Genomic DNA, 25,098 nt, shown 5'->3' with positions numbered 1-25,098 from the left:
CTTCTTCATATTAGGGTATAAACCATAGGGTTTATTACTTATTGTCTTTTTGGCAAAATCAATGTATTAGCCTATTGGCATTGAGTTGCATACTTAATATCTAAGTCGATTATAAACAAAAATTGACGAATTTCTTCGTCAACTAATAATAGATTTTGGGTGAATTTTTAATTTGGCTGATTACGTATAGTATAGTTTTTTACAGATTTTTTATGGGTTAGGGTTATTAAAAAAGTCGTTGGCCATGCTAACGACTTTTTTTTATTGTAATTGTTTTCTATCTTAAATACCTTTAAAAACTGGTTTTCTTTTTTGTAAAAATGCAGTCACTCCCTCCTCAAAATCCTTTGTTTGTCCTGCTAAATCTTGATGAATGGCCTCTAATTCTAGCATTTCTTCTAACCTAGAAAATGATGATTGGTTCAATACTTTTTTGATTAAACCTATTGCCATCGTAGCTGAATTAGCATATTGTTTTGCCATTTTAAGGACTGCTGAGTCGAGGTCTGCTTTGGGTACTACTGAATTGACCAAGCCTAATTCAAAACATTCTTGCGCCTCTACTACCCTGCCCGTCGAACACAATTCAAAGGCTTTTTGTGAACCAACCAATTTTGGTAAAAAGAACGACGAACCTGCATCGATAATCAACCCTATACTCACAAAAATCTGAGACATCTTGGCATTATCAGCCGCAATGATGATATCACAAGCCAATGCCAACGAACAGCCTGCTCCTACGGCTGTACCATTTAGGCGACAAATTACGGGTTTGGGTAAATTGCGAATGGCTAAAATCATAGGATTATAGTTTTTCCGAAGGGAATCTCCCAAGCTCGTTGCATTGCTCATGCCACTTTTCAAATCTGCACCTGCACAAAAAGCATTTTCGCCTGCACCCGTCAACACCACAACCCGCACGGATTCGTCAGTATGCACTGCTTCAATGGCTTGGGTTACTTCTTGAATGAGGGCTGTGTTAAGGGCGTTATAAACCTCTGGTCGATTGAGCGTAATGGTGCAAACACCATCCTGAATATGATAGATAAGATGCTGATACATGAGAGTTGTTTTTTGATTTACCAACTCTAATTTGAGGCTTTTTTATTTATTATGCAAGCATAACATTTTAAATAAAGAAGATGACTACCGACAAACTAACAGTAATACCCAAGATGGATCCTGCTAAAATCTGTGCGGGTGTATGGGCGTTAAGATATAACCTAGCCGACATGAGAAAACCAGCCACCAAAATGGCAATTAATACTGGATAGAACAATGCTACCGTACCAAATTTTATGGCAATCCCCAACAAAGCCCCTACGGTGCCACTGATGCCTACGGCATGGGCTGATATTTTCCAGTAAAGACTAATAAAAGCTACGGCTGAAATAGAAAAAGCGATACTGGTAAGAATAAGGGATACCTCGGGAAACTGATGCAGTTTGAAGGTGAAAAATACTGCTACAAACGTATAAATAGCTACCGTAACCAAATAAGGCACTCGCCTATCCGACAGGGTTTCCATTTTTAAATCAGTAATAATTTTGAACCGATACAGCGCATAAATACTGAATACTGGCAGTACAAAAGTTTGTAAGAATATGAGCAACAAAAGCCCCAATTTCAAACTCATCATGCCTACTCTTGAAGTACCATTAAATAACTCAAGATTATGAATGGATTCTGGTGCAATATAAAACAGAACAGCAAAAATAATTGTCGGCATAGCTAATGGATGCAACAATGCTGATAATATTTGGGCAAAACGTGTATTCAAGTGGTTTTTGTTTATTTATGATTTTATGAGCTATGAGCTATGAGCTATGAGCTATGAGCTATGAGCTATGAGCTATGAGCTATGAGCTATGAGCATTTTTTCTTTTACTTAAGCTCAATGCTTATTGCTCACAGCTCATCACTTTATAATTGCTTTCTAAGCCTAGCCACAGGTATATTTAATTGTTCTCTGTATTTGGCAACGGTTCTTCGGGCTATATTATAGCCTTTTTCATTCAAGAATTTCTCTAGTTTATCATCCGACAAAGGGTTCTTCTTAGATTCGTTATCAATTAATTCCTTCAAGATATTTTTTACTTCACGACTAGATACATCCTCGCCAGAATCGGTAGCGATACCTTCTGAAAAGAAGTATTTTAAAGGATATAACCCAAACTCTGTTTGAATAGACTTACTACTGGCGACTCTGGAAACGGTAGAAATATCCATGTCAATTTGCGTAGCAATGTCTTTCAAAATCATGGGTTTTAGTTTTGTTTCATCACCTGTCATAAAAAACTCATTCTGATAATCCAAAATAGCCTTCATCGTTCTTAACAACGTATTTTGTCTCTGTTTGATAGCATCAATAAACCATTTGGCAGAATCTAGTTTTTGTTTGATAAAAGTAACCGTTTCCTTGATAGCCCTGTTATTTTTATCACTTTTCTCATAAGTATCCAACATCTCATGGAACGAATGGCTCACCCTCAATTCAGGGGCATTCTTAGCATTTAAATACAATTCTAATTTACCATTGGTATTCGTCAGGATATAATCAGGAAGCAAGTATTGAATTACGCCACCATCTTCTTCGGCAGCCCCAGGTTTGGGATTCAGCTTGGTAATCAGTTTAATGGTTTGTTTCAGGGCATCGTCACTGATATCTAAGCGTTTTTGAATCTTGTCGTAATGCTTCTTTGAAAATTCATCAAAGCTATCCTCTATAATTCTGATGGCATCTTGCACAAAAGGTTCGTGAATATCTTTTCGGTCTAACTGTAGTAAAAGACATTCTTGTAAATCTCGTGCGCCAATACCAGCGGGGTCAAAGGTTTGAATTTGTTTTAATACAATTTCAATATCTTCAATGGTGGTATAAACTCCTTGGGTAAAAGCCAAATCATTAACGATAGCCTGTAGTGGGCGACGAATATATCCATCTGATTCAATAGAGCCTATCAACTGTTGCCCTATTATTTCTTGATGCTCGTCTAACCTCAAATATCCCAATTGTGAAAGTAAATGATCGTTCAGATTCGACAACATGGCTATCGGCATATCCTTATCATCATCATCCGAATTGCCATCTCCCTGCATCTTATAGCCATTATAATCATCACTCAGGTACGACTCTACATCAATGTCTCTATCATCATATTCTTTAAATTCTTCATCAGCATAATCGTCAAAATCATCATCGTATTCATCAGCTTCTTTTACTTCTACTTCTGCACCTTCTTCCAAAGCAGGGTTAATTTCTAACTCCTCCTCAATCCGAGCGGATAATTCAAAAGTAGGTATCTGCAACAGTTTAATAAACTGGATTTGTTGTGGAGATAGCCTTTGTTGGAGACTTTGATTAAGACTTAATTTTTGCATAAAGTATTAAATGCGATTTAGAAATCGTAAAACGATCAAGGCAAAATGGTTAATGAAAATTCGAAATGACAGCCTTATCAACTATCTTGCCAAATTTATTGAATTTAATTACACCTTGTTTATTATTTTCAATTTATTTCCAGTAAAAATATGTAAAATATTAATAATCAAAAACTAAGCACCCCGTCAATTTATTCCTTAAAGTTAATAAAGGTATTTTTTTTAAGAAAATTAACTAGCCAGACAATCAAGTAACGCTTTAGTATTTTAACGTTCAATGATAAAATTTAATGTATGATAAATTATAAACTATGAAAAATACCATCTAATTCGGTAATTGTAAGTAATTTTGAATTCTAGTAAATCAATAGTACGAGTGTTTTTTGTTTGTTGATAAACAAGCTAAAAATCAAAAATCCGAAATTATACCAATGCAAATCAAGCAAATTTTAGCAGAAGCCCAAGTTGGCCAAGAAATAACCGTAAAAGGTTGGGTAAGAACCAAACGTGTACAACCAAATGTAATTTTTATTAATATTAACGATGGCTCTGTAATTCATAATATTCAGGCTGTAGCTGAACCAGGTATTATTGAAGAAGAAACGCTTAAATTAATTACTACGGGTTCGTGCGTAGCCGTAACAGGTACATTAATAGAATCTAAAGGTTCGGGACAAAGAATAGAATTACAAGTAAAATCTGTTGTAGTGTACGGTACTGCCGACCCAGAGAAATATCCGCTTCAACCTAAGAAACACTCTTTAGAATTCTTGCGCGAAATCGCTCACTTGCGTCCACGTACTAATACATTTTCAGCCATACTTCGTATTCGTCATTCATTGGCTTTTGCTATTCATAAATATTTTAACGATAACGGTTTCTTCTATTTGCATACGCCTATCATTACGGGGTCGGATGCGGAGGGTGCGGGTGAAATGTTTCACGTAACTACCCTTGACCCTAAGAATCCTCCATTGAACGAAGACGGTACTGTAAATTATAAAGAGGATTTCTTTGGAAAAGAAACTAACCTAACCGTTTCTGGTCAGCTAGAAGGTGAATTAGGAGCCATGGCTTTATCCAAGATTTATACTTTCGGCCCTACTTTCCGTGCTGAGAACTCGAATACTGCTCGTCACTTAGCTGAATTCTGGATGATTGAGCCAGAAGTTGCTTTCTATGAATTGGAAGACAACATGCGTTTGGCCGAAGATTTTACAAAGTATGTCATTAAATATGCTTTAGAAAACTGTGCAGACGATTTAGCTTTGCTTGAAAACCGTTTGAAAGAAGAAGAGAAAACTAAAAAAGCAGAAGAGCGTTCGGAATTAGCATTGATTGAAAAACTTCGCTTTGTGATTGATAACGAATACGTAAAACTTACTTATACAGAAGCTATCCAGATTTTGTTATCATCAAAACGCCATAAAGAAGGTAAGTTCCAGTACCCAGTTGAATGGGGCATCGATTTACAGTCTGAACACGAGCGTTATTTGGTTGAGAAACATTTCAAGAAACCAGTTATCTTGACGAACTATCCAAAAGACATCAAAGCATTTTATATGAAGCTGGATGAGGATGGTAAGACGGTTCGTGCAATGGACGTACTTTATCCTGGTATTGGCGAAATCATCGGTGGTTCGCAACGTGAGGATAATTACGAAAAATTATTACAACGTACTAAAGATGTAGGCATCCACGAAGATACGATTTGGTGGTATTTAGAAACACGTAAATTCGGTACAGCACCACACTCTGGTTTTGGTATTGGTTTCGAACGTTTGGTAATGTTTGTAACAGGTATGACCAACATCCGTGACGTGATTCCTTTCCCACGTACACCGAAATCAGCAGAGTTTTGATAGTTGTGAGTGAGCGAATGAGTGATTTAGTGATTATTTTTCTGTAAATTAATCCCTAAATTACTCATTCACTTTGTCACTAAACAATACTGCTATGTTAAAAAAATCTATTTACTTTTTGTTTTTTCTCTTATGTACAACTTTTGCTGTTCTGGCTCAAAATCCCGAAGAAAAAGCGGTGAAGGCTGTAGTAGTGCAACTTTTTGATGGTATGCAAAAGCACGACTCTACGATGATTCGTAGTACCTTCCATCCTTCTATCAGAATGCAGTCAATTGGTATTGATCGTAAGACCAACCTTATGGCTTTGACCACTGAGGAGAATGCAGATGGTTTTATAAAACACGTTGGCTCATTACCAGCCAATATACAAATAGAAGAAAGAGTATTAAGCTACGAAATCAGAGTAGATAGCAACATGGCAACCGCTTGGACGCCCTACGAATTGTATGTGAATGGCAAACGCCAACATTGTGGAGTAGATGCCTTTCAATTCTATAAAACCGAAAGCGGTTGGAAAATTATTTCCTTGGCTGATACGCGTAGGAAATGTGAGTAATGAACATTATTAAATAAAATTTCAAAAAACATTTGGAATTTTATTTTTTTAGATTGTACTTTGCAATACAAAGTAATTTGAAAATGAATCAACACTTACAAGATATCTCTGAAATACGTTCTATGATGGAACGTTCCAGCCGATTTATTTCCTTTAGTGGATTATCAGGCGTATTTGCAGGCTCATTTGCCTTGATAGGTGCTTATTTGGCCTATCAAAGAATTTTGTCTGAGTATCCTTCTAACTACTTGAATTTACAAGACAATGCCCCGTTGTTAAAATATATTATCATCGACGGCATCAGTGTTTTAATACTTTCACTTAGCGTTTCGGCATATTTTAGTATCAGAAATGCCAAACGTAAAGGGATAAACATTTGGAGTAGTTCGTCTAAAAGACTCTTTTCAAACATGGCTATTCCTTTGGTGGCGGGTGGTTTGTTTAGCTTGATTTTATTAAAGCACGCACCGCATTTAATAGATGCCGCCACGTTGGTATTTTATGGTTTAGCCCTTGTGAATGCCTCTAAATATACTTATGATGATATTCGATACCTCGGTTATATCGAAATCGTTTTGGGCTTAATTTGTGGTGTATTAGACGAATGGAAGCTTGGTTTACTATTTTGGGCTATTGGTTTTGGCGTACTACACATTGTTTATGGAATAGTAATGTACCGTAAATATGAATCTTGATTTGAAGATTTGATAATTGAGTTCCTATAAATTATCAGATTGAACATTATGCAAACTATTATTTCTAACATAAATAAATCTTTTGAAAACCGTGTAAGGTTAGGTGTGATGTCTATCTTGATGGTGAACGACTGGGTAGATTTTAATGAATTTAAAGATACCCTTAACGTTACCGATGGTAATTTGGCTTCGCATATTACTGCCCTAGAAAAAGAAAGATATATACAAGTGAGAAAAGCATTTATTGGCAAGAAACCCAATACATCATTTCAGGCAACTGTCGAAGGGAAACAGGCTTTTCAAGAACACTTGAATGCTTTAGAAGCGTTAATTAAAGGCTCTCTATAACAAACTTAGACGAATGGTATACATTCGTTTTTTTAAAACTTTACACTTTGAATTTCAAAGTAATTTGCACAACACTATTTTAACTCCAATATAACCATGGAAACTCCTGAAAAACTATCACTTTTTGAACGCTTTAATAATTGGGTAAAAAGCTCGGTCATGCTAAAACTTTTTTCCATCTTCATTCTCATACTGTTATTGATGATTCCTTCTACAATGTTAGAAAGTTTGATTCATGAAAGACAAATAACCAGAGATATAGCTGAGGAAGAAATAACTTCTAAATGGGGAAGTAATCAGACCATTGGTGGGGCAGTTATTACCATTCCCTACACCATCATTCAGGAAGATGATAAAGGTAAAAAGTCAACGGTAATAGCATACGCTCATTTCCTACCCGAGCAACTCAACATTACTGGAAAACTGATTCCAGAAAAAAGATATAGGGGAATTTATGTCGTGATGCTTTATAATGCTCAACTTCATATACAGGGCTTTTTCAAAAAGCCTAATGTAGAGCTATTGAAAATTCCGAAAGAAAGATTTTTATTTTCTGAAGCTTTTATCTCTTTTGGAATAACCGATATGAAAGGAATTAAAGAAGCAATTAAACTAAAAATCAATGGTATAGATGCCGAAATGAATTCTGGCATTGAATCAAAAGATTTATTTGCTTCTGGGGCAAGTTGCCCGATTAACTTAGCGGCTGAAACAATCAATTTTGACGCTCACATTAACCTAAATGGTAGTAAAGAGATTGATTTTCTCCCATTTGGAAAAACAACAAAAGTAACGATAGAGTCATCTTGGGGAACGCCGAGTTTCGTGGGGGAATCTTTACCCGACGAACGCCAAATAACTGAAAAAGGCTTTAAAGCTGTTTGGAATGAATTGCATCTAAATAGAAATTATCCTCAACAAGGAGTTGGTAATTTTATCGGTTTAGCCCTAAATTATCAAGATAATACTCCTCACGACCAAACAACAGTTGCTTATTCAGACGGTGTGGCTACAAAAGTTATTGGCGAATTACAAAGTTCATTTGGTGTAAAACTACTTTTGCCAGTTGATGAGTATCAAAAAACGATGCGTTCAACCAAGTATAATTTGATGTTTATTGTCATCACGTTTATCGCCTTTTTCTTCGTAGAAATTCTTAATCGAAAGCGCTTGCACCCTATTCAATATCTTTTGGTAGGGTTTGCCATTTGTCTTTTTTATGTGCTTTTATTGGCAATTTCCGAACATCTCTCTTTCAATATTGCCTACCTAATCGGATGTGTCACGATACTGACTTTAATTACATTTTACACGCAAAGCATTTTCAAAAATTCACGCACAACACTGATATTCAATGGCATACTTTCGTTGCTTTATGGATTTTTCTATTCATTACTACAACTGGAAGATTATTCTTTACTCCTTGGAAGTATCGGCTTATTAATCATTCTAACGGTTGTGATGTATCTAACACGAAATATAGACTGGTATCGTGCCTACAATAATAAAGAATAATAGTTCTATGCAGGACAGTCTTGTCTGCTTAAACAGGCAAGCTGTCCATTTTTCTAAACATCATGAGAAATTTCAATATTCCTATCAATCGTTTTGGGCTTAATTGTTGGTTTTCTCAACCAATAGTAAGCAATTGGCTTTGCATTTTTACACATTACCTACGGCATTCTGACATACCGTAAATATGAATCTTGATTGAAAGGTTTGATAATTGAATCTTATAAATTATCAGATTGAAGGTTATGAAAACTATTATTTCTAACATAAATAAATCATTCGAAAACCGTGTAAGGCTAGGCGTTATGTCACTCTTGATAGTGAACGATTGGGTTGATTTTAATGAATTCAAAGAGGCTCTCAATGTTACCAATGGCAATCTGGCCTCGCATATTACCGCCTTAGAAAAAGAAAAATACGTACAAATCAGAAAAGCCTTTATTGGCAAAAAGCCCCACACTTCTTTTCAGGCAACTGTAGAAGGAAAACAGGCTTTTCAAGAACACCTGAATGCTTTGGAAGCATTAATCAAAGGCTCTCTATAAAAAATTTAAACTCAAAGTAATTTGCAACTAAAGATATCATGGATACTAAAAAAATCTCGCTGGCACTTACCTCCCTTACATTCAGCTATATGTTTTATGAACAAACGGCTGGCATTAATTTCTTAGTTATTACACTTGTAGTTATTAGCACGATGCTCATCGTTCGCCCTGCTTTATTAAATAATAAGACTTGGCTCATAGCTGTCAGCGGAAGTATTCTGTCGGCTCTTATGATTATTTGGCAACATTCTATGTTGGCTATCATAGCCAATGGTTTTTCTTTGGTTTTACTGATTGGTCTGAGCAATCATAGTCAAAGTTCGGTGTATGTAGGTTTATATAAGGGCATTGGCACGTTGATGATGTCCTTTTTTAAAGTATTATTTGAAGGCTTTGATAAATATATTTTTCATCAATCTGCAAAACAGAAGAGTAGTTTTTCAATCAGCAAATCTGCCGCCTTCTATATATTCCCTTTATTAATTACGCTGGTCTTTTATTTTTTATATGCTTCTGCCAATCCTGTATTCCAAAGCTATTTTCATTTTTCACTAGACATTATTTCAGGGAAATACCTCCTCTTCTTAGGACTAGGCATCTTCATAAGCTTTGGTTTTTACTACCAATTTTTTAGTGAAAGTCTCACCGAATGGGATGTTGCCCAACCCAATGCCTTAGTGAGAGTCAAGAGAAAAGTGAAAAGACATTTTCAATTGACTATCCTAAAAATGGAAAATACAAAAGGTATTATTTCGCTTACGATGCTGAATTTGCTTATTCTATTTTTTAACATTGTTGATTTTTCTACCATGTTTTCAAATCAGGCATTACCCAATGGCGTAAATTATTCTGAATATGTTCATCAAGGCGTAAATACCCTGATTTTTAGTTCCCTCTTAGCCGTTAGCCTTATTTTGTATTATTTCAGAGCTAACCAGAATTTCTATACCAACAATCAATGGTTACAAAGGCTTTCTTATCTATGGCTTTTGCAGAATACTATCTTATTAACAGGTGTTATTTTCAAAAACCAATTGTATATCACCGAGTTTGGTTTGACTTACAAACGTATAGGTGTATATGTTTTCTTAATACTTTCTATGGCTGGTATCATCACCACCTTCTGGAAAGTACAACACCGAAAAACCCTTTGGTTTTTATTAAGAACCAACACTTGGTTTGCGTATAGTCTATTGCTTATCAGCAGTTTTATCAATTGGGACAATGCCATTGCTCAATACAATATTCATACAGCCAAACAGCTAGATGTAACCTATTTATTAAACCTCAGCGACAACACCTTACCCGCGACAAAGTCTTTACTAAGTAATTCCAAAGTCAATCTTAATACTAACGTATACAACTACACCCACTTAAAAAATGACAATCATACTAGTTCTACACCTATCATTTCACAAAGAGCATTTATTTTACTCGCATTAAAACGATTTGAGGATAATTACAAGGCAAAACAATGGCAGTCTTGGAATTATGCTGATGAGCAAATTTTCAAACAAATAAGCAAATGAGCAAAAGAAGAGCTAGAGCAATCATTCTTTCACCCTTAGCGGGGAGTGCTGTAATTTTTACAGGACTCTTTACATACGTAGATGAGATAACATTTTCATTTAATGCTTTAGGGATATTAATATTCTATAGCACGCTTGCATTGCTTATCCAGGTATTCATTATTGAAACGTGTCTGTTTTTATATTCATCCTACTATAAAAAAGTAGATATAAAAACTTATTACTATTTCGCCATATTCTGTTGCTATACACTTACTGCCTTTGCCACGGCCTTTATGTTATATAATGGCAAACATGAGGGTGATGAATTAACGTGGATTATTGGAGGTTTTGCAGTTCTTTTTATCTACTCGCTAGTCAATATATTTTGCTATTATCATTTATACTTTAAACACCAAGAAAATGAGCATGAAAACGTATAGTATCTCTACTAGGAGAAAACAAGTGTTTATTAGCCTCGGCTTGATGTCGGGCATGGCCGTATCCTTATTTCTTTTTGAGGCTTTCTTTTTCCATAATATCTATTTAATAGGCATCAATTGGAATCTATTTCTTGCTTGGGTACCTGTCTTCATTGTGCTATACATGGAAAAACTAGTTTCCACCAACTTGAATCAGCCTCTTAAAATATTGGCTTATAGCATTGTATGGTTATTGTTTTTTCCGAATGCCCCTTATATTATCACTGATTTGGTTCACCTTTACCCTTATACGAATAATGGCAGTTCATATTGGCATCATCAGATAATGATTTATACTTTTGCTTTTGTAAGTCTGATTTGCGGACTGCTTTCTTTGTACTGGATTCAGAAAATATGGACTGCCTGTTTCTCTCAATCACTAAGCAGGGTATTTACTATTGCTTCGATTACTTTATCGGGCTATGGAGTGTTTTTGGGTAGGATTGAACGCTTTAATTCATGGGATTTTTTCATTCATCCTATGCCATTAGCCAAATATGTTTTACATTCGTTTGGCAATCCAACGGCTATTTTAATAACTTTTGAATTTGCTACTTTTATAGGCTTGGCATATTGTATGCTTTATAGCTTAATTCATTTGAATGATTAATGTTTCATATATTTTATACTTAAAAAATTATTTTCTCCTTTTGTAAGACCTTACTTTTCTTCACTAGGCGTGCCCGTCTGATACAAGAAAAGTAACCGCGCGGCGGACCGCAAAAGAAAATCAAGAAATTCCAATCGCAACGGCGACCCGTCTCGCTTCGCTCAAACAGTGGAATTTCATCAAATGCTCACGCTAGAATAATATAAAATCTTGATTAGTAAAATTTAAAACCTACTATTAAATAATGATTGATTTTCGGAAATTCATAAAAAGTATGTCTTTTGCCATTCAAGGCATAGTTTCAATGTTTATTACTGAAAACAATGCTCGTATTCATCTTTTAGCTACTACCATAGTAGTATCAGCAGGTTTTTATTTTCATCTTTCCTCAAACGAATGGCTCTGGATTTTGCTAGCAATTGCCTTAGTCTGGATACTGGAAGCCGTTAATACTGCTATCGAAACCTTGGTAGATTTAGTCTCTCCTGATTTTAACCCGTTGGCGGGCAAAGCCAAAGATATTGCCGCTGGTGCGGTGCTAATTGCCTCAATCTTTGCGATAATTGTAGGAATTATCATATTTATCCCTAAACTTTCGTTATAAATATTCATCTTGCTGAAAGTTTTAAGGCTTTCAGAAATTCATTGAATAAATATTCCTATTTTTGCCTTTTAGCAAGAGCCATTCACGACGAATACCGAAATCGTCCTTATTATATCATGAAAGAATACGGAACCAACGTCCAGAAATTAGTGAACCATATCCTAACGGTTCAAGATAGAGAGAAGCGTACCAAATATGCATATTTATTGGTTGAATTGATGCGTCAGGTTCACCCTAATATGCGCGATACGCAAGATTATACCAACAAACTTTGGGATGATTTATACATCATGTCTAAGTTCAAGTTGGATGTTGATAGTCCTTTCCCTCCGCCATCACCTGATGCTGTAGGTAAACTTCCTAAAACAGTTCCTTATAATACGCATCAATTGCGTTATCGCTATTATGGCCGTAATGTAGAATTGTTGATTGCCAGAGCCATTGCAGAAACAGACGATAATGAAAAACGTATTTTGGTGGCTCATATCGCGCGTTTGATGAAAACGTTCTATCAAAACTGGAATCGTGAAGTAGTAGACGACGAGGTAATCTGGGGACATATCTTAGAGATTTCTAACAATACCCTTGCTCCTATCGTGCATGCTATTTCAGGACATTCGTCGCTAGGTAATCTTCGTAATGCCAACAACCGTCCTACTCCACCAAATACACACGTTAGTAGTAACAACGGTGGTAGAAACGATGGTCGTAATAACAATAGCGGAGGTCGTCAGAACTTCGGAGGAAGAAACGATGGCAATCGTAGTGGAGACCCACGAAACAACGGTGGTAGAAGCGATAATCGTAATAATAACAACGGCAGAAACGATAATCGTAACAATAATAATAACAACAGCAATAATAGAAACAGAAGATAGTTTGTGATGTAGGTATTTCAATATTATCGTTCCAAAATACTTATCTCAACTTTTTAGATAGACAATACAAGGTTTAAACATGGCATCATTCAAAGTAACTGGTAGTCGCCAAATGAAAGGCGAAATTATTCCGCAAGGAGCAAAAAACGAAGCATTGCAAATTTTGTGTGCAGTAGTATTGACAAAAGACCCTGTAACGATTCATAACATACCGAATATCAGAGATGTGAATCAGTTAATCGACCTGCTAGGCGATATGGGCGTTCGTTGTACTCGCATCGCAGAATCTTCGGTAAAGTTTGATGCCTCTGAAGTAAACCTTGATTACTTAAATTCAGAAACTTATAAAAGAAAAGCTGCTGCCCTCCGTGGTTCAGTAATGTTGTTAGGACCAACGTTGGCACGTTTCAAAAAAGGTAGAATTCCTTCGCCAGGTGGTGATAAAATTGGTCGTAGACGTTTAGATACCCACTTTTATGGCTTTATGAAATTGGGTGCAAAATTCAATTATAGCCAAGAAGAAGGTGGAATTTATGAAGTAGATGCCTCGCAATTGAAAGGCTCTTATATGTTGTTAGACGAAGCTTCTGTAACGGGTACAGCCAATATCGTAATGGCGGCAGTATTAGCAGAAGGTACGACTACTATTTACAACGCAGCCTGCGAGCCTTATTTGCAACAGCTTTGTAAAATGTTGAATAGAATGGGCGCTAAAATATCAGGCGTGGGGTCTAATCTACTGACGATTGAAGGTGTTGAATCATTGACAGGTACTGAACATACGATGTTACCAGATATGATTGAAATTGGGTCGTTTATCGGTATGGCCGCTATGACGCAATCAGAAATCACCATCAAAAACTGTTCTATTCCAGATTTAGGCATTATTCCTTTGGTTTTCCAAAAATTGGGGATTAAACTAGAAATCAGAGGTGACGATATTTATGTTCCTTCTCAAGAACATTATGAATTAGAAACATTCATTGATGGCTCTATGCTTACCGTTTCTGACCATCCTTGGCCGGGTTTCACGCCCGACTTACTAAGCATTGTATTAGTAACCGCTATTCAGGCAAAAGGAACGGTATTGATTCATCAAAAAATGTTTGAAAGCCGTTTGTTCTTCGTTGACAAATTGATTGAAATGGGTGCTCAGATTATCCTTTGCGACCCACACCGTGCTACTGTAGTTGGGTTAAATCGTCAGCAACAATTAAGAGGTATCAGAATGACGTCTCCTGATATTCGTGCAGGGGTATCTCTTTTGATTGCAGCAATGTCAGCAAAAGGTACTTCTATCATTGAAAACATTGAGCAAATAGATAGAGGTTATCAAAACATTGATACGCGTTTGAATGCTATCGGTGCTGAGATTGTAAGACTTTAAAGCTATGAGTAGTGAGCTGTGAGTGATGAGTTTTTTTAGTTGTGAGTTGTGAATTAGTGATTTACAAATTTCTTACGCTACCCTCTATCATGCAACAAACTAAATCCGAGAGCCGATGACTGACAGCTCATAGCTCATAGCTCATAGCTCAAAATTTTTAAAACATTTTTCGGTTCAATAAAGTTGAAACAATATGATACCAAACGTATTTAATTTCAACTTTGCTGAACCGATTGTTTTTTTGTGGCTATGCATCGTCATATTTGCCATAGTGGTTTTTCGTTACTTTTTGTTGGCAAGTATATTTCACCTTTATTTCTACATTTGGAAATCAAAAACATGGGAAATTAGAAAGCTCAACAAAAAGCAATATCCTCCAGAACAATTCCGCAAAGAAATATTTTGGTCATTACTCACCGCCTTGATATTTTCTGTTATCGGAGCTTTTACAGCAGTACTTTGGCAACAAGGACATACAGCTATTTATCTGGATATTAATGCATTCCCACTCATGTGGTTTCCTGTTAGTATTCTATTATCGATGTTCATTCATGAAACCTATTATTACTGGATTCATCGTTGGATGCACCAACCAAAGGTTTACAAAATAGTACATCATGTTCATCATGAAAGTAAAATTACATCCGCTTGGACGGCCTTCTCGTTCCATCCCATCGAAGGTATTTTAGAAGCCCTAATTATGCCATTGATTGTAATTTTTCTACCCATGCATATTTTTGCTATCGTGATTCATTTAACTATTATGACCGTCACTGCGGCCATTAACCATTTAGACATTGAAATTTATCCTAAAAACATCGTTGGCAACCAATTGGGCAAATACATGATTGGCGCTACACATCACAGTCATCACCATAAATATTATCGCTACAATTATGGCTTGTACTTTACCTTTTGGGACAAGATAGGCAAAACAGAAAGCCCTAATTTTGTAAAAGAGTTTGAGGAGAGAAAGGAAATTCAGTAGAAAACGCTGTTAAAGACGAATGCCACTCACTTCACTAGCGAGGGACTTAAGTCCCTCGCTAGTGAAGTGAGTGGCATTTATTATCTATTTTATAAAAATTATGCTTAGACTGTTTCCTAAAGTCTTACAGTCCAACATCCTAAAGTCTCACAGAAACCTATCTCAAATCATTCACCTCAACACCCGGAAATTTACTTTTGTCAAAAACAAAGTATTTATCATCTACAGGTACGTTAGGAACAAAATTGTTTACTTTGAAAGTCTGACGTTTACCATTTTTATCGGTAATAGTCCAGCTTTTCACAGACTTATCTTTTTTATTCAATTTAATTTTCACCTTCGAAACCTGCGTGCCTTTCTTTTCTGGCGAAAGCTCAATTACTTCATAAGACTCCGCTCCTTCTTTTACTTCCTGAATAAACACATAACGATACCCTTTTTTATCAAAAGAATAAATTCTTGAAGGATTCAAATCATTATCCGATGGTTCATATTCCGAAATATTCACTTCATTCGTTTCTTTGATATACGTAGAAACCTCTTTACCATTGTTATAAATCTCTTGTCCGCTTGTTTTTAAACGATATTTTTGTCCTTTTACCGTAATATTTCCTTGCAAAACCTGACTTGAACCATCCGCACCATACGTAAATGAAGCACTAAATGCTTTCATTGATTTGTACTTTTTCTGCATGGCATCAATAATTACTCCAGCCTTCGAATCTTGAGCTTTTACCCCTACTACAGTAATTATTAAGCAAATGGCAAGTGAAAAAATCTTTTTGTTCATCATTTTGTAATATATTTTAATTTGCTTTCGTTTGGACAAAACAAGTATTGTTTGGTTTAATCAATCGTAATAAAAACACAAAGGTGCTTAAAAAGTTCAAAATTTCAATAAACCATCGCCTCGATTTAACGATTTGCTAACCTTATTTTTTATTAACCCTAATTTAAAGCGGAGTAAGTAGCTTTCATGCAAAATTTCAAATTAGAAACTTTATCTTTGCATACAAGGTAATTTAAGTCCAAATCTTACAAAAAAATATGCAGTTTTCATTCAAGAAATTCCTCCCACATTTATACGCAGTCATTGCTTTTGTTGTGCTTGCAGGAATTTATGCCTCTCCGGCCTTACAAGGCAAAAAATTAAAGCAACACGACATCACCATGTCATTGGCTTCTTCACACGAATCTACAGAATTTACCAAAGCAACAGGTGTTGTGCCTTGGTGGACAAACTCGATGTTTGGAGGGATGCCTGCCTATATGATTCATGGTGCCTACCCAAATAGCATAGGCTCAACCATTGGTGGTGATATAATGGGCTTTTTACCATTGCCTATCAACGTTATTTTCTTAGAAATGCTGGGTATGTATATTCTATTAATCGTATTGGGAGCAAATACTTGGCAATCCATCATTGGTGCCATCGGCTATGCTTTCTGCACGCTCAATATGGTTATTTTACCCGCAGGACACACTTCAAAAGCCATTGCCTTGGCTTATGCTCCGATGATAGCAGCAGGGGCAGTATTATGCTTTAGAGGCAAGTATTTATTGGGAGGAGCCTTGACAGCACTCTTTATGAGTTTGGAGATTTATGCCAATCACGTACAAATTACCTATTACTTTGCTTTGTTGCTTTTCGGATACGTTATTGTTGAGATAATCAACCATGTAAAGGAAGGAAAAATCAAATCACTCGTCTTTGCTTTATTAGCATTGGGCTTAGGGTCGTTTGTTGGGGTAGCAAACCACACCATGCGTCTTTGGAATAACTACGAATACTCTAAAGAAACCATTCGTGGTAAGTCTGAATTAACGAGCAATACAGAGTCGAAGGGTGGTTTAGACCGCGATTATGCTTTTAGTTATAGCTATGGCATTGGCGAAACGGGCACTTTATTGATTCCTAATTTTTATGGTGGAACAATGGGCGGAACCTTGGGAGGCAAAAAATCAGAGACCTTAAAAGCAATGGTTAATGCGGGTATTCCAGAAGAGAACGCTTTGCCATTTACTGAAAGAGGACCAGCCTACTGGGGCGACCAACCTAATGTGGGTGGACCTGTATATGCAGGAGCAATCATTTGTTTCTTGTTTGCTTTGGGTGCTTTTTTAGTGAGAGGCTCATTAAAATGGTGGTTAGTAGGCACAGCCGTGTTTTTCACGATGCTTGCTTGGGGTAAAAACTTCCCTTTGTTAAACTACCCAATGTTTGATTACTTCCCAATGTTTAATAAGTTCAGAGCTATTACCATGATTTTATCGCTTACGCAACTAGCGATGGTAATATTGGGCGTGCTGGCTTTAAAACAGATTAGTGATAACAAACCAACATTTGAAACTATCAAAAAGCCATTGATTTATGGGTTGGCATTAACCGCTGGATTATGCGTAATTTTTGCGCTTATACCAAGCTTGTTTTTTAGTTTCAAATCTGTAGGCGACGAAGCAATGCAAATCACAGGTGACAAGGGCGTTGATGCTCAAATCCTGAGAGGTATTGTACTAGACCGCGAGTCGTTGATGCGTTCAGATGCTTTCCGTTCGTTAGCCTTTATACTATTGGCTGCGGGTTTAATCTGGGCATGGGTTTCGGGCAAAATCAAAGAAGGTATTTTTTATCCTGTTTTAATTTTATTAATCGTAATAGATTTATTCGGAGTTGACAAACGCTATTTCAATAATGACAACTTCGTTTCTAATTCTGAATACGAAGAACTATTTACTCCAACTGCTGCCGATGAGCAAATTCTGAAAGATAAAAGTATCTACAGAGTATTTGATGCCGCAGCCGCTGGTGGTTTCAGTAGTGATGCTAAAGCGTCGTATTATCACCAATCTATCGGTGGGTATCATGGGGCTAAATTACGTCGCTATTCAGAAATCATTGAAAACCAGATTGCCAAAAACAATATGCAGGTATTGAATATGCTGAATACGAAGTATTTCATCATGCCTAATCAGCAGACAGGTCAGCCAGTGGCACAGCAAAATCCAGAGGCTTGTGGTAATGCTTGGTTTGTTAATTCATTTAAAATTGTAGCCAATGCTGATGAAGAAATGAAAGCTTTAGATAAGTTTGAGCCTAAAGATATTGCTTTCATCGACAAAAGATTTGCTGACCAAGTGGCTAATTTGAAAATTCAGCCAGACAGTGCTGCCAATAAAATTGTGTTGACGTCGTACAAGCCAAATGCATTAACCTATCAGTCAGACGCTAAAACAGAACAATTGGCTGTTTTCTCTGAAATATTTTACCGTGGCAATATAGACTGGAAAGCCTATATCGACGGACAATATAAGCCACACCTAAGAGCAGATTATATCCTTAGAGCGATGGTAGTTCCTGCTGGAAAACACACAATTGAATTTAAATTCGAACCAGAATCAGTTAAAAAAGGTGGAACTGTAGACCTTATTATGTCAATTGTATTGGTAAGCGTTTTAGGCTTAGCGATATTTTTTGAGGTGAAGAAGAAATAGCCGTCGGATTTCGGTTATCGGATTTCGTTTTTAAAAATCCCCGTAAATCAGCGGGTAAAATCTCTGAAAATCAGCGGGTAAAATCAGATTTCATATTTAATAATATAGAACGAGGGGCAGGAAAATAAAGTTAACAAAATAACTCATTGAACTTACAACAACTAACAACAGAAGTAAGCAATTTAACCCGTCAGACGGGAGAATTTGTTAGAAAAGCAGCCTCAGAATTTAGTAAGGATAGTATTGAATACAAAGGGCTGAATGATTTAGTTTCTTATGTTGACAAACAAACAGAAGAGCTTTTAGTAGAGGGGCTTTCTAAAATTGTTCCTGAAGCTGGATTTATTGCAGAAGAAGGCACAGCGGAACAAGCCGAAAATCATGAGCTAGCTTGGATTATTGACCCTGTAGATGGCACTACTAATTATATCCACGGCGTGCCTGTTTTTGCTATTTCAATAGCCTTAATCAAAGAAGGTAAAATTGTATTAGGCGTAGTTTACGAAATCAATAGAGACGAATGCTTTAGTGCATGGCTTGGCGGAGGTGCTTATTTGAATGAAAAGCCTATTAAAGTGTCTTCTGCCAAAACACTAGGCGAAAGCTTGATAGCAACAGGTTTTCCTTATTATGATTTTGAATTGATGGAAAACTATATTGGTATCTTGAAAGAATTGATGCAAAAATCACATGGACTTCGTCGTTTTGGGGCAGCTGCTGTAGATTTAGCCTATACTGCTTGCGGACGCTTTGAGGGCTTTTTTGAATACAATCTAAAGCCTTGGGATGTAGCTGCTGGCACTTTGATTGTTCAAGAAGCAGGTGGATTTGTAAAAGATTTTAAAGGTGGCGACGATTTCGTGTTCGGACGTGAACTAATTGCAGGCTGTGGAATGTTTTCTGAATTAGAGGAGGTGATTGTTCGTAATTGGAATATCACAAAGTCTTAACTTTAAATAAAGACTATCATGGAAAATGTCATTATTGCTATCATATTTTTAGCGGCTGTAGCATACTTAGGCAATATTGTTATCAAGAATTTCAGTATCAAAAAGAATGCAGGTTGCCCTAAAGGTTGTGGCTCGTGTGGAGCAATTGATTTTGACAAAATTGCTGCTGAGATGGAAGCGAAGTAAGAGTTGCGAATTGTAATTGAGTGATTTAATAAATGAGTGGTTTAGTGATTAATACATTTTAACTGCGGTGGTGAGTCGCTTATAAATTACTCATTTGTATTATATTGTTTAATTTTAATTCATTACTCAAAAGTCAATAAAAAAGTCTTTAGGAAAATTCCTAAAGACTTTTTTATTGACTTGGCTTATAGCCTATAGCTTAATGCTTACAGCTACTTATCTATTTCTTCTTCTCTACATTACTAAGCTTTATCTGAGGTGTCGCTGGATTCACCAAGATTAAATCTGTGATGATTCTTTCGCTTTCTTTCAGATAAGTATCTTTACTTCTTCTGTCTTTCAGAATTTTCAATTTTGCTTGAGCAATGCTAGTTGAATCAGTCGGAGTCTTTTCAGGTTCTTTTTCAGTAGCTCCTGTCAATTCTTCACCCAAATCAGCCAAATTTTTCTTCTTTTGCTCATCTATTTCTTTACGACGCTTGTCTTCTTGTAAAGAGATGGTTTTCTTTTCTTTAGCCTTTTTGATATAGTTAATATCAGCTACTAATTTTTTCAAATCAGCATCCGTTTTTAGTCTATCTTGATACAAGGTTCTCAATTTCACCACAGTTTGGTCTGTGATATCAGTCGTAGGCGAATATTTAGTTGAAGCTATCATATCCCAAGGCAAAGCACTTGGCTGAGAACTTTCTCCAAATTCAGATGCACTGAAAGAAGAAGGCAACTCGATATCAGGTGTTACTCCTTTGTGCTGTGTACTGCTACCCGTTACACGATAAAACTTCTCCATCGTTATTTTCAACTGCCCTACTCCTTCTGGCTCACCTTTCAAGAAACGGTCTAAGTCTACCAAACTCTGTACTGTTCCTTTTCCATAAGTTTGCTCGCCAATTACCAAACCACGTTTGTAATCTTGAATAGCACCTGCGAAGATTTCAGAAGCAGAAGCAGAGAAACGGTTAACTAGTACTGTTAATGGTCCATCATAAGTAATAGATGGGTCTCTATCGTTTTCTACACTGATTTCTCCATCCGACTGACGGCGTTGTACCACTGGTCCTTGTGAAATAAATAACCCTGTTAAACTTACAGCTTCGTTCAAGAAACCTCCACCGTTATTTCTAAGGTCAACAATTACACCATCAACTTTATCAGCTTTGAATTCATTTAAGAATCTTTTCACATCGGCTGTCGTGCTCTTATACCCTTGTTCGCCATTTCTAGCACCTTCTGCATCACGATAGAAAAGTGGAATAGTGATTAAACCCAATTTGAACTCTCTACCATCACGATTGAAGTTTAATACTTCTTTCTTAGCAGTTCCGTCTTCCAGTTTAATTTTTTCACGTACCAAACGTACTTCTTTAGGCACTGAACCTATCGGAGCATCGCCTGGCAAAATCTTTAAACGTACTACGGTGTTTTTAGGCCCTTTAATAAGCTTAACGGCATCATCAGTAAACCAACCTACAATATCTTGATAAGGCTTATCGTCGCCCTGAGCCACTGCCACAATTCTATCTTTCGGGTTGAGCAATTTACTTCTAAAAGCGGGTCCTCCTACGATACAATCAACAATCATTACATAATCGCCTTCGTTTCTAAGGGTTGCTCCGATTCCTTCAAACGACTGAGCCATTTCTTGGTTGAAAGTAGAAGCCGTTTTAGGAATAAAGTAAGTGGTGTGTGGGTCTACACTTTCGGTAAACGAATTCATAAACTGTTGAAATACATCCTCACTCTTCGTCTTGTCAAAGTATTTCTCCGTACGCTTATAACGTTCTCTTAAATCCTTAATGGCCGAAGTATCTGCCTTACCGCTAATTTTCCAGTCTAGCAAAGTACTTTTAACTGCTTTTCTCCAGATATTATCTAATTCTTCGTTAGACTTTGCCCAAGTAGCTTTTTCACGGTCGGGAGTATAAGTTTCGTCAGCCTTAAAATCCACAGGTTTTGATAACATAGACGCCACAAACGTAAAACGTTCTTTTGCCCTGTTTCTAAACACATTATAGATTTGGTAAGCAGCCGTCAATTCACCATTTTTCAATTGGTCATCTAGTTGATAACGGAATTTCTCAAAACCATCAATATCACTCGCAGTGAAATTCATTTTATTGAAATCCAGCTCTTTGATATAATTATCGAAGATTTTAGAAGAAAGAGAGTCATTCAAAGGCACACGACGATAATGATAATTACTTAGGATTTCAGCCACTAAGTTTTCGACTTTCTTTTGAGTAGCAGTCGGTTGTAAATCATCAGCCGCAAATTTATAATCAGCCCCCGAAAGGCTACCATTATTGTGCGAGAAGGACTGTAAGCCAAAAAACGCAAGGAGCGAAATTGGCACAAGAGCAAGAAAGTATTTCATCATCTTATTTTTCATTAGTCTATTTTTCAATACCCAACAATTCTACTTCAAAAACCAAAGCAGAATATGGCTTAATTGTCGGGCCACTACCATGAGTACCGTATGCTAAATCATAAGGAATAAACAATCTCCATTTAGAGCCTACTGGCATCAATTGAAGGGCTTCTACCCATCCTTGAATTACGCCAGTCACTGGAAACGAAATTGGTTCACCTCTATCTACTGAACTATCAAACACCGTTCCATCAATCAATGTTCCATGATAATGTGTTTTTACTTTATCACTCGCTGTTGGAATTGGGCCATCACCTTTTTTCAAAATCTGATACTGTAAACCACTCGCTAACGTAACGATTCCGTCTTTCTTTTTGTTGTCAGCCAAAAACTTTTCACCAGCCAATCTGTTTGGTTCAAATTGTTTAGACTGCTCTTTTTGCATATATTTTTGAAGCAACTGGTTTGCCTGCATATCCGTAATTGGCGTAGGCGCTCCTTTCATTACTTCATTGAAGCCTTTTTGTAAAAGCTCTGCATTAATTTCTATGTTTTGCATCTTAAAATTTTGTGCCACCAAAATTCCTAGTCCATAACTAGCTGAGTCTTTTAATGAAGCCAAAGAAACTGAGTGCGCCGTGGTGTGAGCTGGTATAACTGAAGTTGTTTTAGGTTTTACAGCAACTTTTTTAGCAGCTGGTTTAGTTTGTGCATTTACTAAAAATGGAGTCAAAACTACGCTTGAGCAAAGTAAGATATTCTTTAATTTCATCTGTTATTGTAGGAACGAATCAATCTTAAATTTTAAAATACCCCTGAACGATTCGCCCATGATTCAAGAGATATTTTGTTTGAATGAGAAATAATATAAATAAACTTATTTTTATAATTCTTAAAGTTAATAACGAAAACTGATGCAACAAAATTATTTCGCCGTGGCTAAATAGAAATCAAATAAAAGTATCTAATCTGCCGAGATGCGCTGGTTTAAAGCCTTTTTCAGTCATTTTTATACTAGCACAGTCATAGAGAGGGTCATGATCAAAAAATAAAATCCAATTATTTTCTACAGCTTTACTTAATAAAGTACTTTTTTCTTCCATTGTTTGTAGTGGTCTAACGTCATAACCCATCACATAAGGCACTGGTATATGCGATGATGAAGGAATGGTATCTGCTATAAACAATATCTTTTTGTCCTGATAAGTTATTAAGGGCATCAACATCTTCTCGGTATGCCCGTCGGCAGTTAATATTGCTATATTATCAAAGGGTTTTTCTATGGTTTTATCTGTAAAAAACAGTTGTTCGGCTTGATGAATAGGCAAAATATTTTCTTTAAAAAAAGTAGCTTTCTCTCGAGGATTAGGGTTCATAGCCGACTCAAAGTGTTCGGAGTGAGTCCAATAGCGAGCGTTCTTGAAAGTCAACTCAAAATGAGTCCTATCAGCATTCCATTTTACGGCACCTCCGCAATGGTCAAAATGCAGATGGCTCAGTATGACATCAGTCACATCATTTTCTGAATACCCTTTGGCTCGGATAGACTTCACCAAATCGCCCTCGCCATGGCGGTAATAATAACTTTGCCATTTAGCATCCTGCTTTTCGCCCATGCCTGTATCAATCAGAATAAGCTTTTTGCCGTCCTCTATCAACAAACATCGCATTGCCCATGAACAAAGATTATTTTCGTCGGCATGATTTGTTTTTTGCCAAAAAGATTTCGGCACTACCCCAAACATTGCTCCGCCATCTAGCTTAAAAAAACCTGCATCTATGGTATGTAATTTCATTCTTAATATGATTTTGTTTCAATAAGCTTTGCAATTTATAAGAAGTTGTTTACTTTGAGCAGTATTTTACACGAACGGATTACAATCAGTATTGCTGAAAAACAACCTAACACTATGAAAATCGGTCTAGTCCTTTCGGGTGGTGGAGCCAGAGGTATTGCTCATCTTGGCATACTAAAAGCCCTACAAGAAAAAAACATTGAAATTTCGGGTATTTCTGGCTGTAGTGCAGGGGCTATTGCAGGGGCAATGTTTTGTGCAGGATATTCACCCGATAAGATTTATGAAATAGTAGTTTCAACCAATACTTTGCGTGCGTTACGCCCTGCTTGGAGCCGCGTAGGCTTGTTAAATATGAAACGTGCTGAAGAAGCTTATTTAAAATATATTCCTCATAATTCATTTGAACACCTGAAAATTCCCCTTACCATCAATGCTACTAATTTGTATGCTGGCGAAACCATTTATTTTTCCTCAGGCGAATTATTAAAACCCATCATGGCGTCGTGTTGTATTCCAGGACTTTTCGAGCCCATCGTGATGAATAATCAAACCTTGTTAGATGGAGGTATTTTAAACAACATGCCTATAGAACCATTAATAGGTAAATACGATTATATTATTGGTAGTCATTGCAATCCTTATGGCATGAATCAAATACCAAAATCAATGGCCTCAATGGTTCAAAAATCACTTTTCTTAGCCATCAACAACAATTCTAAAAGCAGGCTAGGATTATGTAATTTCCTCATAGAACCTCCCCTTCTTAAAAACTTTGACCCTCAGGATATCCGTAAAGCTAGTAATATCTTCAAAGTAGGTTATGAATTTGCAAAATCCTTATCTCTTCCTGAAAATATACTTTAAGATAATTTAATATAAAAATAGTGCAAGTTTTATTTTTTTATTTGATTTTATATTGATATTTTACAAAAGTGTTTTTAACT

24 protein-coding genes are annotated in these 25,098 nt (G+C 36.4%); 17 read left to right on the top strand and 7 right to left on the bottom strand.

Annotation, left to right across the window (positions count from 1 at the left end; genetic code table 11):
• Window positions 1-282: 282 nt before the first annotated feature.
• The 3 genes from AC07N0_RS13735 to rpoN form a co-directional block, all read right to left on the bottom strand.
• Window positions 283-1,062, bottom strand: a complete 780-nt coding sequence (locus AC07N0_RS13735) for an enoyl-CoA hydratase/isomerase family protein (RefSeq protein ID WP_494589623.1) — start codon at window positions 1,060-1,062, stop codon at window positions 283-285.
• A gap of 67 nt (window positions 1,063-1,129) precedes the next feature.
• Window positions 1,130-1,780, bottom strand: coding sequence for a hypothetical protein (locus AC07N0_RS13730; RefSeq protein WP_494589622.1), 651 nt, complete (start codon window positions 1,778-1,780; stop codon window positions 1,130-1,132).
• 143 nt (window positions 1,781-1,923) lie between these two features.
• Complete coding sequence (rpoN, locus tag AC07N0_RS13725; RefSeq protein ID WP_494589621.1) at window positions 1,924-3,381, bottom strand: RNA polymerase factor sigma-54; 1,458 nt, start codon at window positions 3,379-3,381, stop codon at window positions 1,924-1,926.
• Window positions 3,382-3,812: 431 nt separating this feature from the next.
• Here rpoN and asnS point away from each other — a divergent pair, with 431 nt between their 5' ends.
• From asnS to AC07N0_RS13660, 13 genes are all read left to right on the top strand, one after another.
• Entirely contained in the window at window positions 3,813-5,243 is a 1,431-nt protein-coding gene (gene asnS / locus AC07N0_RS13720; protein WP_492803266.1) for an asparagine--tRNA ligase, read from the top strand.
• Window positions 5,244-5,337: 94 nt separating this feature from the next.
• Window positions 5,338-5,802, top strand: a complete 465-nt coding sequence (locus tag AC07N0_RS13715) for a nuclear transport factor 2 family protein (protein WP_494589620.1) — start codon at window positions 5,338-5,340, stop codon at window positions 5,800-5,802.
• An 83-nt stretch (window positions 5,803-5,885) separates the two neighbouring features.
• Window positions 5,886-6,497, top strand: a complete 612-nt coding sequence (locus AC07N0_RS13710) for a hypothetical protein (protein WP_492803263.1) — start codon at window positions 5,886-5,888, stop codon at window positions 6,495-6,497.
• Between the two features lie 48 nt (window positions 6,498-6,545).
• On the top strand, window positions 6,546-6,845 hold the full coding sequence (locus AC07N0_RS13705) for a winged helix-turn-helix domain-containing protein (RefSeq protein WP_492803262.1): 300 nt from the start codon (window positions 6,546-6,548) through the stop codon (window positions 6,843-6,845).
• Between the two features lie 96 nt (window positions 6,846-6,941).
• Entirely contained in the window at window positions 6,942-8,360 is a 1,419-nt protein-coding gene (gene creD / locus AC07N0_RS13700; RefSeq protein WP_494589619.1) for a cell envelope integrity protein CreD, read from the top strand.
• A 242-nt stretch (window positions 8,361-8,602) separates the two neighbouring features.
• Entirely contained in the window at window positions 8,603-8,902 is a 300-nt protein-coding gene (locus AC07N0_RS13695) for a winged helix-turn-helix domain-containing protein (protein WP_494589618.1), read from the top strand.
• Window positions 8,903-8,940: 38 nt separating this feature from the next.
• Window positions 8,941-10,431 (top strand): DUF4153 domain-containing protein, encoded by a 1,491-nt coding sequence (locus AC07N0_RS13690; RefSeq protein ID WP_494589617.1) that lies wholly within the window; start codon window positions 8,941-8,943, stop codon window positions 10,429-10,431.
• Complete coding sequence (locus tag AC07N0_RS13685) at window positions 10,428-10,853, top strand: hypothetical protein (RefSeq protein ID WP_494589616.1); 426 nt, start codon at window positions 10,428-10,430, stop codon at window positions 10,851-10,853. The genes AC07N0_RS13690 and AC07N0_RS13685 overlap by 4 nt, the downstream gene beginning before the upstream one ends.
• Window positions 10,834-11,502 carry a DUF1361 domain-containing protein gene (locus tag AC07N0_RS13680; RefSeq protein ID WP_494589615.1) on the top strand — a complete coding sequence of 223 codons (669 nt, stop codon included), beginning with the start codon at window positions 10,834-10,836 and terminating at the stop codon, window positions 11,500-11,502. The genes AC07N0_RS13685 and AC07N0_RS13680 overlap by 20 nt, the downstream gene beginning before the upstream one ends.
• 274 nt (window positions 11,503-11,776) lie before the next feature.
• Complete coding sequence (locus AC07N0_RS13675; RefSeq protein WP_492803253.1) at window positions 11,777-12,106, top strand: diacylglycerol kinase family protein; 330 nt, start codon at window positions 11,777-11,779, stop codon at window positions 12,104-12,106.
• A gap of 41 nt (window positions 12,107-12,147) precedes the next feature.
• Window positions 12,148-12,984 (top strand): DUF4290 domain-containing protein, encoded by an 837-nt coding sequence (locus AC07N0_RS13670; RefSeq protein WP_309921222.1) that lies wholly within the window; start codon window positions 12,148-12,150, stop codon window positions 12,982-12,984.
• 79 nt (window positions 12,985-13,063) lie between these two features.
• Complete coding sequence (gene murA / locus AC07N0_RS13665; RefSeq protein ID WP_492803251.1) at window positions 13,064-14,371, top strand: UDP-N-acetylglucosamine 1-carboxyvinyltransferase; 1,308 nt, start codon at window positions 13,064-13,066, stop codon at window positions 14,369-14,371.
• Between the two features lie 193 nt (window positions 14,372-14,564).
• Entirely contained in the window at window positions 14,565-15,359 is a 795-nt protein-coding gene (locus AC07N0_RS13660) for a sterol desaturase family protein (RefSeq protein WP_494589614.1), read from the top strand.
• A 157-nt stretch (window positions 15,360-15,516) separates the two neighbouring features.
• Here AC07N0_RS13660 and lolA1 read toward each other — a convergent pair whose 3' ends face one another.
• On the bottom strand, window positions 15,517-16,152 hold the full coding sequence (gene lolA1 / locus AC07N0_RS13655; protein ID WP_494589613.1) for an outer membrane lipoprotein periplasmic chaperone LolA1: 636 nt from the start codon (window positions 16,150-16,152) through the stop codon (window positions 15,517-15,519).
• A 254-nt stretch (window positions 16,153-16,406) separates the two neighbouring features.
• On the opposite strand from lolA1, the gene AC07N0_RS13650 reads away from it, so the two are divergent.
• From AC07N0_RS13650 to AC07N0_RS13640, 3 genes are all read left to right on the top strand, one after another.
• A complete protein-coding gene (locus AC07N0_RS13650) occupies window positions 16,407-18,851 on the top strand; it encodes a putative glycosyltransferase family protein (RefSeq protein WP_494589612.1) in 2,445 nt (814 codons plus the stop codon).
• Window positions 18,852-18,997: 146 nt separating this feature from the next.
• Window positions 18,998-19,801, top strand: a complete 804-nt coding sequence (locus AC07N0_RS13645) for an inositol monophosphatase family protein (protein WP_494589611.1) — start codon at window positions 18,998-19,000, stop codon at window positions 19,799-19,801.
• 18 nt (window positions 19,802-19,819) lie between these two features.
• Window positions 19,820-19,987 (top strand): FeoB-associated Cys-rich membrane protein, encoded by a 168-nt coding sequence (locus AC07N0_RS13640; protein ID WP_494589610.1) that lies wholly within the window; start codon window positions 19,820-19,822, stop codon window positions 19,985-19,987.
• Between the two features lie 220 nt (window positions 19,988-20,207).
• Here AC07N0_RS13640 and AC07N0_RS13635 read toward each other — a convergent pair whose 3' ends face one another.
• The 3 genes from AC07N0_RS13635 to AC07N0_RS13625 form a co-directional block, all read right to left on the bottom strand.
• Window positions 20,208-22,376, bottom strand: a complete 2,169-nt coding sequence (locus AC07N0_RS13635; protein ID WP_494589609.1) for a carboxy terminal-processing peptidase — start codon at window positions 22,374-22,376, stop codon at window positions 20,208-20,210.
• Window positions 22,377-22,380: 4 nt separating this feature from the next.
• A complete protein-coding gene (gene bamJ, locus AC07N0_RS13630; RefSeq protein WP_492803241.1) occupies window positions 22,381-23,127 on the bottom strand; it encodes a BamJ family beta-barrel-assembly machinery protein in 747 nt (248 codons plus the stop codon).
• A 178-nt stretch (window positions 23,128-23,305) separates the two neighbouring features.
• Window positions 23,306-24,151, bottom strand: a complete 846-nt coding sequence (locus tag AC07N0_RS13625; protein WP_494589608.1) for an MBL fold metallo-hydrolase — start codon at window positions 24,149-24,151, stop codon at window positions 23,306-23,308.
• Window positions 24,152-24,265: 114 nt separating this feature from the next.
• On the opposite strand from AC07N0_RS13625, the gene AC07N0_RS13620 reads away from it, so the two are divergent.
• Window positions 24,266-25,018: a patatin-like phospholipase family protein gene (locus tag AC07N0_RS13620; protein WP_492803237.1), complete on the top strand. Its 753-nt coding sequence runs from the start codon at window positions 24,266-24,268 to the stop codon at window positions 25,016-25,018.
• Window positions 25,019-25,098 lie beyond the last annotated feature (80 nt).

It is taken from the genome of Arcicella sp. GW821-FHT09D11, assembly GCF_059416265.1.
This window is presented reverse-complemented; position numbering and strand designations above follow the sequence as displayed.